At 68.2% G+C, this 12,138-nt stretch carries 13 protein-coding genes; 4 read left to right on the top strand and 9 right to left on the bottom strand.

What is annotated here, in order from left to right; genetic code table 11:
* Positions 1-2: 2 nt before the first annotated feature.
* From JMJ55_RS01880 to JMJ55_RS01870, 3 genes are read left to right on the top strand one after another with little or no spacing between them, the layout of a single operon-like run.
* Positions 3-1,406: a bifunctional enoyl-CoA hydratase/phosphate acetyltransferase gene (locus tag JMJ55_RS01880; RefSeq protein ID WP_202823787.1), complete on the top strand. Its 1,404-nt coding sequence runs from the start codon at positions 3-5 to the stop codon at positions 1,404-1,406.
* Entirely contained in the window at positions 1,403-2,587 is a 1,185-nt protein-coding gene (locus JMJ55_RS01875; RefSeq protein ID WP_202823786.1) for an acetate/propionate family kinase, read from the top strand. The genes JMJ55_RS01880 and JMJ55_RS01875 overlap by 4 nt, the downstream gene beginning before the upstream one ends.
* Before the next feature lie 43 nt (positions 2,588-2,630).
* Positions 2,631-4,913, top strand: coding sequence for a DUF3141 domain-containing protein (locus JMJ55_RS01870; RefSeq protein ID WP_202823785.1), 2,283 nt, complete (start codon positions 2,631-2,633; stop codon positions 4,911-4,913).
* Positions 4,914-4,972: 59 nt separating this feature from the next.
* Here the strand turns inward: JMJ55_RS01870 and JMJ55_RS01865 are convergent, their stop codons facing one another.
* The 7 genes from JMJ55_RS01865 to JMJ55_RS01835 form a co-directional block, all read right to left on the bottom strand.
* Positions 4,973-5,278 (bottom strand): hypothetical protein, encoded by a 306-nt coding sequence (locus JMJ55_RS01865; RefSeq protein ID WP_202823784.1) that lies wholly within the window; start codon positions 5,276-5,278, stop codon positions 4,973-4,975.
* Between the two features lie 69 nt (positions 5,279-5,347).
* Positions 5,348-5,827 carry a GlcG/HbpS family heme-binding protein gene (locus JMJ55_RS01860; RefSeq protein WP_202823783.1) on the bottom strand — a complete coding sequence of 160 codons (480 nt, stop codon included), beginning with the start codon at positions 5,825-5,827 and terminating at the stop codon, positions 5,348-5,350.
* A complete protein-coding gene (locus JMJ55_RS01855) occupies positions 5,824-6,132 on the bottom strand; it encodes a 2Fe-2S iron-sulfur cluster-binding protein (protein WP_202823782.1) in 309 nt (102 codons plus the stop codon). Before JMJ55_RS01855 ends, JMJ55_RS01860 begins: the two co-directional genes overlap by 4 nt.
* A complete protein-coding gene (locus tag JMJ55_RS01850) occupies positions 6,129-6,428 on the bottom strand; it encodes a ferredoxin (protein ID WP_202823781.1) in 300 nt (99 codons plus the stop codon). Before JMJ55_RS01850 ends, JMJ55_RS01855 begins: the two co-directional genes overlap by 4 nt.
* Positions 6,428-6,760 (bottom strand): 2Fe-2S iron-sulfur cluster-binding protein, encoded by a 333-nt coding sequence (locus JMJ55_RS01845; protein ID WP_202823780.1) that lies wholly within the window; start codon positions 6,758-6,760, stop codon positions 6,428-6,430. Before JMJ55_RS01845 ends, JMJ55_RS01850 begins: the two co-directional genes overlap by 1 nt.
* Before the next feature lie 3 nt (positions 6,761-6,763).
* Positions 6,764-7,495 (bottom strand): TenA family transcriptional regulator, encoded by a 732-nt coding sequence (locus tag JMJ55_RS01840; RefSeq protein ID WP_202823779.1) that lies wholly within the window; start codon positions 7,493-7,495, stop codon positions 6,764-6,766.
* A 32-nt stretch (positions 7,496-7,527) separates the two neighbouring features.
* The gene (locus tag JMJ55_RS01835) at positions 7,528-9,093 is read right to left on the bottom strand and encodes a hypothetical protein (protein WP_236033313.1); all 1,566 of its coding nucleotides are present in this window, start codon (positions 9,091-9,093) and stop codon (positions 7,528-7,530) included.
* A gap of 129 nt (positions 9,094-9,222) precedes the next feature.
* Between JMJ55_RS01835 and JMJ55_RS01830 the strand changes: the two genes are divergently transcribed.
* Positions 9,223-9,897 carry a GntR family transcriptional regulator gene (locus JMJ55_RS01830; protein ID WP_202823777.1) on the top strand — a complete coding sequence of 225 codons (675 nt, stop codon included), beginning with the start codon at positions 9,223-9,225 and terminating at the stop codon, positions 9,895-9,897.
* Between the two features lie 21 nt (positions 9,898-9,918).
* Here JMJ55_RS01830 and JMJ55_RS01825 read toward each other — a convergent pair whose 3' ends face one another.
* Positions 9,919-11,013, bottom strand: a complete 1,095-nt coding sequence (locus JMJ55_RS01825) for an AbrB family transcriptional regulator (protein ID WP_202823776.1) — start codon at positions 11,011-11,013, stop codon at positions 9,919-9,921.
* 43 nt (positions 11,014-11,056) lie between these two features.
* Positions 11,057-12,016: a D-2-hydroxyacid dehydrogenase gene (locus JMJ55_RS01820; RefSeq protein WP_202823775.1), complete on the bottom strand. Its 960-nt coding sequence runs from the start codon at positions 12,014-12,016 to the stop codon at positions 11,057-11,059.
* Positions 12,017-12,138 lie beyond the last annotated feature (122 nt).

Raw genomic sequence — 12,138 nt, 5'->3', positions numbered from 1 at the left:
AGATGGACAAGCGAATCCTTGTCGGCCATTCCTGGGACGACCTGCAGCCGGGCCAGAGCGCACGGCAGGAGCGGGTGTGCACGCCGAACGACCTGCTGGTCTTCGCGCATGCCTCGGGCAACCACAATCCGCTGAACCTACCGGGGCTGGGCGAGCGCGAGCCGATCGCACCGAGCATGTGGGGCGGTTCCCTCTTCTCCGCCGTGCTGGGCAATCTGTTGCCGGGTCCGGGGACCGTCTATCTCGGCCAGACGCTGCGCTTCCATGAGAGGGTCCATCCGGGCGACACGCTGGTGGCGAATGTGACGGTGCGCGCCAAGCGCCCGGGCCGCGTGGTCGAGCTGGAGTGTCGGCTGGCGCGGGCCGATGGCGCGCTGGTGGCGGATGGCATGGCCGAGGTTCTGGCGCCAGAGCGGCCCGTCATCGCGGAGGATGTCACGTTGCCGGATCTGGCATTGCGGCACCGCGGCAAGTTCGGACGGCTGCTTGCTGCCTGCCGCGGCTTGGCGCCCATGCCAACGGCGGTGGTTGCGCCAACAGACGAACCCTCCCTCGTCGGCGCGCGGGATGCGGCTGAGGCGGGCCTGATCGAGCCCTTGCTGGTAGGACCAGCCGCCACGATACGCGCGCTGGCCGAGCGTATCGGCTGGGATCTCGCCGGCATCAGGATCGAGGATATCGCCGATCCGCATGCCGCGCCCGCCCGTGCTGTCGCCATGGTACATGAAGGCGCCGCCGAGGCGATCATGAAGGGCAACATCCACTCGGACGAGGTGCTGCATCACGTAACCAAGGCCGAAGGCGGGCTGCGCGCTGGTCGGCGCATCAGTCATGCCTTCGTGCTCGACGTGCCGGGACGGGAGGGGATGCTGATCATCAGCGATGCAGCCATCAATATCCTGCCCGATCTCAGGACCAAGGCCGATATCATCCAGAACGCGATCGATCTGTCGCATGCCATCGGCCTGCCGCAGCCGCGCGTCGGCGTGTTGTCGGCGGTCGAGACGGTCAATCCAGCCATCCCCTCGACCCTCGACGCTGCCATCCTCGCCAAGATGGCAGAGCGGGGGCAGATCACCGGCGGGCTGGTGGATGGACCGCTCGCCATGGACAATGCGGTCGATCTTGGGGCGGCCCGCATCAAGGGCATCGCCTCGGAGGTGGCCGGCCGCGCCGATGTGCTGATCGCGCCAAATCTCGAGGCCGGCAATATGCTGGCCAAGCAGCTCGTCTTCCTCTCGGGCGCTGAGACGGCGGGGCTCGTGCTCGGTGCGCAGGTGCCGGTGATGCTCACCAGCCGTGCCGATGACGCGCAGGCCCGGCTGATGTCGGCCGCCCTCGCCGTGCTGTTCAACCAGTGGCGACGAACCGGGGAGCCGCAGCTGAGCAGCGGGAGGGCAGAATGAGCGACCTCATCCTGGTCCTGAACGCCGGCTCCTCTTCGATCAAGTTCCAGGCCTTCGAGGCGCCTGCCCTGGACCTGCTCTGGTCAGGCCAGATGGAAGGCATCGGCGCCGCGCCGCATTTCATGGCCCGCGATGCCGCCCGCCACATCCTGGCCGAGTGGCGCGGAGCGGCGGGTGACCATCGGGCGGCGCTCGGGATCATCATCGCCTGGCTGAAGGGTGCCATGGCGGGCCGCCGGATCTCGGCCATCGGCCACCGGGTCGTGCATGGCGGTCCCGACTTCGCGGCGCCGGTGACGATCAACGGGCCGGTACTGCGTCGGCTGGAGGCGCTGGCCGCGCTCGCGCCGCTGCACCAGCCCAGCAACCTGGCCGGGGTCAGGGCGGCCATGGAGCATTTTCCCGGCGTGCCGCAGATTGCCTGCTTCGACACCGCCTTCCATCGCGGTCATCCCTGGGAGGCCGACAGCTTCGCCTTGCCCAGCGAATTCCATGCGCGCGGCATCCGGCGATACGGCTTCCACGGCCTGTCCTACGAATATATCGCGCGTCGCCTCGCCGCCGAGGATCCGGCGCTCGGGCGCGGGCGCCTCATCGTCGCCCATCTCGGCAATGGCGCCTCGCTCTGCGCTATCCGCGACGGCAGGAGCCTGGACAGCACCATGGGCTTCACGGCACTCGACGGCGTGCCGATGGGCACGCGCTGCGGCCGGATCGACCCGGGCGTGGTGCTGCACCTCATCCAAGCCGAGGGCATGACTCCCGCCGAGGTCGTCCGCCTACTTTACAAGGAGAGCGGGCTGAAAGGCTTGTCGGGCCTGAGCCAAGACGTGCGGGATCTCGAGGCCAGCAGCCGGCCCGAGGCGTCACTCGCCCTATCCTACTTCGCCTGGCACGTCCGGCGCGAGATCGGGGCCCTGGCCGCGGCGCTGGGCGGGCTCGACGCGCTCGTCTTCACGGCCGGCATCGGAGAAAACGCGGCACAGATGCGGCGGAGGATTTGCGATGGTCTCGGCTTCCTCGGCATCGCTCTCGACCAGAAGCGCAATGCTGACGGCGCGGGGGAAATCTCCCCAACCGGTGCGCCGGTCAAGGTGCTGATCCGCCGCACCGACGAAGAACGCATGATCGCCGAGCACGTACAAGCGGTACTCACCGCCGGAGACGCTGTCGCCGCCTGACACGCCCCTCAATCCTGTGGCGAACCCCAAGAGAGGCGTCCTCATGGACAAGACATCCAAGACCCCTGCCGCTGACCAGTTCAGCGGAACCCCAGACATCCTCTTTAGGGCGCTGAGGCAGCAGCCGGTGCTGATGCAGCTTGCCCAGGAGCAGCTACGCAATCTCTGGCCTCGGCTTAGCGAGCGGGCCACCATGCCGCGTCCGCTCCCCATCAAGCCACCGCTGGAGCTGTGGCAGGACGCCGTTGAATACGGCATCGACAGCACCCAACGTCAGCTGCTGTTCTGGGACACGATGCGGCGCGCCGGCAACGGCCTGCTCGACCATGAGCGGCGCGGCTGCCCTCCCGTTCTCGCCTTCGACTACGATATCGTGCTGGACGGGCGCAGCCTGGAACGGCCAGTCAACTACGCCCTGGCGCGAATCAAGGTCCCAGACGGGTGCCCGCCGGCTGATCCCGGGCTCCGTCCTTTCGTGGTCATCGATCCCCGTGCCGGGCATGGCGCCGGCATCGGCGGCTCCAAGACGGATAGCGAGGTTGGGGTTGCGCTGCGCGCTCGTCACCCGGTCTATTTCGTTATCTTCTTCCGGGACCCGGAGCCGGGGCAGACCATCCTCGACGTGACCGCAGCCGAGCGGGAATTCCTCCGGGAGGTGGGGGCGCTCCATCCTGGGGCGCCGAATCCCGTATTGCTCGGGAATTGCCAGGGGGGTTGGGCGGCCATGCTGGTGGCCGCCACCGCGCCCGAGCTGGTCGGGCCGCTCGTGCTGAACGGCGCGCCGCTATCCTACTGGGCTGGGCATATTGGTCGGTCCGCGATGCGCTATACCGGGGGTCTGGTCGGCGGCAGCTGGCCGGTGGCCCTGCTGTCGGATCTTGGCAATGGCCGGTTCGATGGTGCCCATCTTGGGCTGAATTTCGAGGCGATGTCGCCCGGCAATACCTGGTTCCGGAAATATTTCGATCTCTATTCCAGTGTGGATACCGAGGCGGAGCGCTTCCTCGACTTCGAGCGCTGGTGGAGCGGGTTGTTCCTGATGAACGGCGAGGAAATTCGCTGGATCGTCGAGAACCTCTTCATCGGCAACCGCCTCGTGCGCGGTGGGATCGCCTCGGAGACAGGCGCGCCTATCAGCATGCGATCCGTGCGTTCGCCGATCATCGTCTTCGCCTCCGAGGGCGATCACATCACCCCTCCCGGACAGGCCCTGCGCTGGATCGCCGATGTCTACCGGGACGAGGAGGATATCAAGTCGGCGGGCCAGACCATTGTGTATCTGCTGCACGACCGGGTCGGTCATCTCGGCATCTTCGTCTCGGCCGGAGTGGCCCGGAAGGAGCATCACGAGATCGCCTCGGTCCTCGACGTGATCGAAGCGGTCGCGCCGGGCCTCTACGAAATGCGCATCACCGGCGCCGAGGAGGCTGGTTATCAGGTCGATCTGCAGGAACGAAGCCTGGCCGATATCCGTGCCCTTTCCGGCAACGATGCCGCCACGGAAGCCTTCGCGGCACTCGCCGAGGTCTCGGAGGTGGCCAGCCAGGCCTATGATACCGGTGTCGCGCCGGTCCTCCGCCCGATGGTGACCGAACAGGCTGCCGAACTGGGCCGCCGGCTGCACCCATTGCGGCTGCGCCGCACCATGATCAGCGATGCCAATCCCGGGCTCGCAGCACTTCCCGTGCTGGCCGAGGCAGCACGGCGGACGCGCCAGGCCGCGTCGCCCGAGAACCTGTTCCGGCAGATGGAACAGGTCATGGCTCAGCAGATAGAGCATACGTTGGACACCTGGCGCGACCTGCGGGACGGGGCCACCGAGGCCTTCTTCTTCGGCACCTATGGATGGCTTGCAGCATTCGGCATCGGCCGACAGACCCGCGACGCGATCGCTGAAGCACGGCCCGCCGCCGCGACGGAAGCCGATATGGTCGATGTAGAGGCCCGTTGCCACGAAGGCGGATATGCCGAAGCCGTCATTCGCATGATGCTGCTGCTGGCGCGGGCACGGGGCGGCGTACGGCGTTCAAAGCTGGAGCGCTCCAAACGCCTTCTCAGCGCACAGCCGCCTTTCGCCGCCATGTCAGAAACGCGCCGGCATGCGCTGATCCAGACGCAAAGTGAACTGGTGTCCCTCGCACCGGAGGAATGCCTGGCCTGCCTTCCGATCCTGCTGCCCGCATCGGATGCGCGCAAGCGGGCCATGGGCGTCGTGCAGGAGGTTGCAGGTCCGGTGAAGGATCTCGACGAGCGAACCAGGGACATGCTCCACCAGCTCTATCAGGTGCTCGGTCTTGAATATGTGGAACTGGCAGAGGTGGTCTGAAACGCGCTGACAACTTGGTTGCCGTGGCAAGGCGGACCGTCCGGTCCGCCAGCAGCGCTTTATGGCAACACCTCGATGACGCCGGTCAGCGCCACCAGCTCCGCGGCGCTCAGCATGCCGAGGTCAGGACCCGCGGCGAGCACCTCTTGATAGGATGTCGCCTGCGCGACGGGCACCAGCGCTGCCACCGGGCTGCCGCGCCGGTTGAGTTCCTCATGGCTGAAGGTCGTGCCGGCCTGCATGCAGCACCTGAGGCGTGACGCGGTGCGCGACCTGGCCTTGGCCGGCAGCCGGCTGAGCGCCGTGCTGGGGCTCGCCCATCGCAGTGAGACCCGTTCGGAGACGTTGCGGAAGCTGACCGTCATGGCAGCTACGGTCAGTACTGCATAGGTGGCGCTTCCGGTCACGCCTCCCTGGGGCAGGAACAGCCCCCCTCACCGCTTGATATCGGCCTCCACCAGAACGGTGAGGCGCGCCGGGGCCAGATGCTCACCCAGGGCCCGCAGCCCGGCCAGGCCGCAGGCGATATCCTGTTCGCCATTGCCGCCGCTGAGGCCGATGCCGCCGACCACGGCGCCATCCACCACGATGGGGAAACCTCCGACGAAGACGGCGAAGCGCCCCTCGAAGCTCCACTGGATGCCGAAAGCCTCGTTGCCTGGCAGGGCAGGACCATTGGGCGGCGTATTGAAGAGATGCGTCGAGCGCTTGTGCCCCGCCGCAGTGAAAGCCTTGTTCCAGGCAATCTGTGGCCCGGTCACCCGGGCGCCATCCATCCGCTCGAGTGCAAGGGGGAAACCACCCTCATCCACCACGCAGACAGTCTGCGCCACGCCGATCCGACCGGCCTCGGCGATTGCCCCCGTGACCATGGCCCGCGCCTCGGCGAGTTCCAGCTTCAAGGCCGCTTTCATGCCGTCGGCACTCCCTGCTTCGTCACTTCGGGCCAGGACACCGCGACATCGCCGGTGACGAAGGTCTGGCAGGCCATCCGCCAGCCCTCGGCCAGTTCGGCCTCGCTCAGATGCCGCCGTTCCTTCGGCTTCACCGCATCGGTCCGGTCCTTCCCCTCCTCGATCCGGCATTTGCAGGTGCCGCAAATGCCGCCACCGCATTTGAAGGGGATGCCGCCTTTCTCACGGATGGAGATCCGCAGCAGGCTCGTGCTCTCGGCCACCTGCGCCTGCCGCCCGCTGGTCAGGAAGCGGATGGTGATCACGGTGCCGCCGGCTCCAGCCGCGCCTTGATACGGCCGAAGGCGGTCAGCGTGCGGATTTCCTGGCGTGCCCCCTCCAGGGTGTCGAAATGCTGGAGAAGCTTCACTGGCACGCTGTTGACCAGGGCAGGGTCCGCCTCCTCGACCACGCGGATGCGGGGCGTTCCTTCCACCGCGGCGATGACGAAGCGGGCCCGCTGCTTGTCATGCAGCAGGTAGTCCCAGGCCTCCACCGGCGCGAGCCCCGGCGTCGGCTCAGTGCGGAACTGGCCGGGCTTGCTGGTCAGGATCACATACATCACGCCCCTCCCGTCACGCTGCCCAATGGCCGCAGCGGCTGCTCGTCCTGCGCCAGGGCGATGTCATGGCTCAGCCAGAGCTGGCAGACCAGCCGATAGCCCTCGGCAAGCCGCGGCCCAAGCTGCTTTTCCTCTTTCCAGTTCGGTGCCGGCAGATGCTCGGCACCGCTCAACACGCGGCAGGCGCATTTTGCGCATTTCCCCATGCCGCAGCCATAGCGGAGATGCGGCCAGGGGAATTTCTTCACCCCAGCCCGCACCACCAGATTGGCATTCTCCGGGACCTCCTCGGTGAAGGTCCCTCCGCCCTTCTCGAAGGTGACGAGGGGCATCCCTCAGGCCGCGAGGCCAAGCTGCGGCAGAGAGAGATCCTTCGCCACATAGTCGTTGTAGAGTGCGGTAGTGTAGAGCAGCCGCATCTGCGCGCCGATCTCGCAGATCTTCAGGCAGCGCTGCTGCAGCTCCGGCGTGTTCGCATGCTCGAGCACGATCTGGTAGCCGCGCTCGCCATGGATTTCGTCGGAGACGATGTGCAGGTCGAAGAACTCGACTTCCTCGTCGGTGAAGCCGTATTTCTCGCGCAGGGTCGGGGTCTGCTTGCGGTAGATCGAGGGCACCTGGCTCTCGAGGCCGACCACCAGCCCGGCGACGGCGACGATCGGGTCTTCCCGCATCGCCACCGCATAGCACCAGCTCTGCAGGGCGCGGGTGGTGGGGGACATGTTGTCCTCGTCCTGCACCCGCTCGCGCGTGGTGCCGCAGGCCTCGGCGAAGCGGATCAGCAGATCGGTATGGCGGTCCCCGCCGATCTCCTCCTCATACATGTTCGCCAGCAGGAAGTCCTTCGCCTCCTGATAGTGGGCCGGCATGCGGGCATAGACATAGCCGAGATAATCGGCGAAGGGGCCGACATAATGGTAGTGGTTCTCCGCCCAGCGGCAGAGATGCTCGCGTGAGAGCTTGCCGGTCGCCCAGGCAATGCTGAAGGGCGACTGGTTGGCGCTCTTCCCCTTGATGGCATTCTCAAGCGCGGTGCGGAACTCGTCCTGGGACATCAGCTCAGCCATGGAAACCTCCCTTGGATGGATGATCGGCGTGGTCACCAGAGGACCACCGCCAGCAGCGTGGAGCAGACCAGCCCGGCGATGACGGGCAGGAACAGCATGCGGACCGCCTCCAGCACCGGCACCCTGGCGAAGCCGGTGACGGCGATGAGCGAGGACCAAGCGATCAGCGTCCCGCCCCCGGTCCAGACGGCGCCCATCTGCCCGACGGCGGCGAGCGTCGTCGGGTCGATCTTCGCCACCGGGCCAAGCGCCCCGGCCAGCGCGCCGGTCAGCGGCAAGCCGGCAAAGCCGGAGCCGTCGATGCCGGTGATCATGCCGACGACCATCACCGCGAAGGCGACGGCGGTCGGGCTCGGCGGGATGAGGTGCTGGGCGGCGCCGATCACCTCGAAGAGCAGGCCGGGGCCGGCCTGGCCAGACGGCAGGCCGAGGATGGCCCCCGAGGTCTCGGCGGCGCCAAGAAAGAAGAAGCCGGCAATCGGCAGCACCGTGCCCATCGCCCGGAAGGAGAAGACCAGCCCGTCGATGATATGGTCCGCCGCCGTGTGCATGGCGCGCGGCCCGTCGGCGGCGAAGCAGGCGACGAGCATCATCAGCGCCGCCGTACCGCCGACCAGCGAGGCGGCGTCGCCGCCCTTCAGCTCTGGCAAGCCGGTGATGAATTTCGGCGCCAGCATGACGAAGACGACGAGCAGGAAGACCAGCGGCGTCACCACCGCCAGCACGCCGCCCCAGCGCGCCACCGGGACCGCCGCGGCGAGGCTGCCGCCATCGGCCAGCGCCGGTTCGCCGGGCAGGCCTTCCGCCATGCGCAATGCGACGACCGCCTTGTCGGCGGCGCCCGTCTCCTCCTGTGGCGCGGCGGGGAGGCCGAGCGTCGCCCCGGCCTGCCACAGCGCCAGATGCTGCTCGCTCGGCGCGGCGATGTCGCGGCGGATGCGGAGATAGCCGAGGCCGAGCGCGATGAAGCCCGTCACCAGCGAGAGCAGCAGCGTCTTGTCGGCGACGATGGCGGCGCTGTCGGCCATGCCGGCGGCGCGGGCGCTGATCGCAGGCGCCACGCGGATGACGTAGTCGGAGGAGAGCGCCATTCCCTGCCCGGCGACCGCGATGGCGATGGCCGCGCCCATGGCCGGCAGCCCGGCGACGATCGCCGCCGGCAGCAGCGTTGCCGCCACCAGCGGCACCGCGGGCGTCGGCCAAAAGAAGAGCGAGATCACATAGGTCATCGCCGCCAGGACCAGGTAGGCGACATGGCCGTTGGTCATGATGCCGCGGAAGGGCCGCACCATGCGCTGGTCGGCGCCGAGGCTGCGCAGCGCGTTCAGCAGCGCGGTCATGAAGGCGATGACGAGGAAGATGCTGAACAGCTCCTTCGCCGCGACGAGCGAGCCGTTGAAGACCGAGATGGTGGCCGAGAGCAGGCTGCCGGAAAAGGTCGCGGCAACGGCGAAGGTGGCGACGATCGCGGGGACGACGACATTCGCCCGGAGGATCATCGAGAGCATGATGGCGACGACGCCGAAGAGGTAGACCGTGTGGACAGTGTCGAGCTGCACACCCATGGCGACCGGCACTCCTCCTCGTGTCTCGGCCATCGTTGTATACAGCGATCGGTCGCGTCAACGTAATTTCACCGCTTTATGCCGGTTTTTCGCGCATTTTCGCGATCTGCTGTATACGGTGACATTGGGGTAAAGCTCAGCGACCCCATGCATCAGGCCAGGATGAACAAGCCCACACCCAATCCCCGCCCCGACCCGGCCCCGCTCAGCCAGCCGCGCATGCCGCTTGGCCGCCGAGCGCTCGAGGCCTTGCGAGAGGCCATCCTCACCGGCCGCCTGGCCCCCGGCGAGCGGTTGATCGAGGAACGCCTATCGGCCGATCTCGGCATGTCCCGCGTCCCCATCCGCGAGGCGATCAAGCAGCTCCTCGCCGAGGGCCTCGCCGTTCCGATCGAAGGCGCCCGCGGCGTCCAGGTCGCAACGCCCAGTGCCGATTTCGTGGCTGAGCTCATCGAGGTTCGCGCGGTGCTGGAAGGGCTGAATGCGCGTCTTGCCGCCCGCAACTGCGCTCCCGGCGTGCTCATCCAGATTCAGGCGCTGCTGGAGCGGGGCGCCGCCCTCACCCAGGCCGGCCCGCCGGAGGAACTGGCCGCGCTGAACGGCACCTATCACCGCCTGCTGGACGAGGCCGGCACCAACCGGGCGCTGCGCGAACTCATGCGGCCGCTGCGCGAGCGCACGGAGCTGGTCTTCCGCCGCAACAGCGCGGAGCGAGCCGGCCCGGACTGGCAGGAGCATGCCTTGATCCTGACCGCCATCGCGGAGGGCGATGAGGAGCTGGCGGCGCTGCTGGCAAGCCGGCACGTGCATCGGGCGGCGAGAGCGCGCCTCAAGTAGCGAGTGCGGGACTGGCGCTCCTCAAGAGGGTCGACGACCGGCCCGCTCGGCCACCAGCCGCGCGAGATAAGGCCCCGCCAGCAGCACCGCCAGGAAGCGCGCGGTCTGCACGGCCATGACGAAGGGCAGGTCCACTGGGTTGGACGCCGCGATGATGGCGATGGAGTCCACCCCGCCCGGGCTGGTGGCGAGATAGGCCGTCAGCGGGTCGACCCCGGCCACGAATACCAAACCCGCGGCGAGGCCGCCGCAGGCGAGGAGCAAGGCCAGGATCGCGCAGAAGACCCGCACCAGCGCCCGCGCCGCATGCCGCAGGATGGGGCGGGTGAAGCGCAGGCCGACGCTCCAGCCCACGACCGCAAAGCAGGTCGCCAGCAGCCAGGGCGGCAACTCGATCCGCAGCACACCGATATCCTGCAGCAGAACACCCAGCACCATCGGCACCAGCAGCGGCCCAGCGGGCACCCGCAGCCGCTGCACCAGCAGCGATCCGCCTAAGGCCAGCACCAGGGTCGCCAGCAGCGACCCCCAGGCCACGGGCGGAAAGGCCGCCGCAAGCCAGGGCGTGTGTGGCGCCTGCATGACCGGGCTGGCCACGAGATGCGCGACGCCGGAAGCCAGCGCCGCGACCATCACCACGCGCAGATACTGCATGAAGGCGACGAGCCGGGCATCCGCGCCATAGGCATCGGCCATCAGGACCATGACGGAGGCGGCGCCCGGGAAGGAACCCCAGACGGCGGTGCTGCCCGGCAGCACCTGCCTGCGGGCGAGCAGCCAGCCCAGCAGCATGCTGGCTGCCACGACCGTCGGCACGGCGACCAGCAATATCGGCCAGGAATGGAGCATTGCGGCCAGGGTCGGCGTCGTCAGGCTCCGTGCGATCATGCAGCCGATGACGCCTTGGGACGCAATGAAGGCCGGCGGCGGCACTTTGACCGGGCCATCCATCGCAGCCAGCAGAACCGCGGCCAGCATCGGCCCGAGAAGCAGCGCCGCGGAAAGCTGCACCACTTCCAGAACGAGCACCAGCAGGACGGAGAGCGCGAGAAGCAGGACCCACCGGACGCCATGGCCGAGATTGTACAGGGACGGAAGGCCGGCTCGGCGAAGCATAGGGATGGGTCAGCTCCCGAGCGGTCAGATCACGCGCTTCGCCTCAATAGCCGATGCTGCGGTCCACGACTTCCCGGAGCGGCCGGCCGTCCAAGAAACGCCCGAGATTATCCACCAGCAGTCGCGCCACCACCGCATCCCGCCGCGGATGCATGCCGCCGATATGCGGCAGCACCTGGATCCCCTCCGTCGTCCAGAAGGGGTGGTCTGTGGGCAGCGGCTCCTGCCGGAACACGTCGAGCATGGCGCCGGCGATCCGCTTCTCCTGAATGGCGGCGATGAGGTCGGCATCCACGATCAGCTGCCCACGCCCGAAATTCAGCAGCCAGGCATTCGGCTTCATCCGGACCAGCCTGGCTGCGTCGATGAAATTCTCCGTCTCGGGCGTCGCCGGCAGAAGCAGCACCAGATAGTCGGCCTGGGCCAGCACCTCCTCCGTGCGCTCCGGCGGCAGCACCTCGGCGAGGTCTGGTAGGGCGGCGCCGCCCCGGCGCGTGCCGATGACCCGCATGCCCAGCGCGGTCGCCAGCCGCGCCAGTTCCTGACCGATAGCGCCAAGCCCGAGGATGCCGAGCGTCTGCCCGTTCAGCGGCGTCGCCACCCGCCGGACCCAGCGGCTCTGCTTCTGGTCCTCGGCGATGGCGGCATAGGGCTTAGTCAGGTGGAACAGGGCGCCGAGGATGTTCTCCGGCATGGACTCGCCATGCGTGCCCCGGGCGCAGGTCAGTGTCAGGCCGGATGGCAGGTCGGGCAGCGCCAGCCAGCCCTCGACGCCGGCGGTGAGGGACTGGATCCAACGCAGCTTCGGCATCCGTGGCAGCAGCCCGGGTGGTGCGCCCCAGCCGAGAATCGCCTCGGTCTCCGCGATTTGCTCGGGCGATGGCCTCTCCGCACGCGCCAGCGCCTCGACCGCGACCCGCCCGCCGAGGCCGGCAGCGGCGATCGCCTCCTCATAGGGCTTGGCGTTGTCGGTCCATAGCAGCAGGCGCGGCGGGTTCGGCATGGCTCGGTCCTCGGACAACCGGGGCCAGCCTATGGGAGGCTGGCGGATCGGCCAAATCGCGCATTCCGGCTCGACGGCAGCCCGCCATTGCCGATACGCTGCTGGCAACGGGGGCCACACCC

Origin of the sequence: Belnapia mucosa, assembly GCF_016775475.1 — a bacterium.
GTDB classification, from domain to species: domain Bacteria; phylum Pseudomonadota; class Alphaproteobacteria; order Acetobacterales; family Acetobacteraceae; genus Belnapia; species Belnapia mucosa.
Note: the sequence above shows the minus strand (reverse complement) of the source record. Positions and strands in the feature narration are given on the sequence as shown.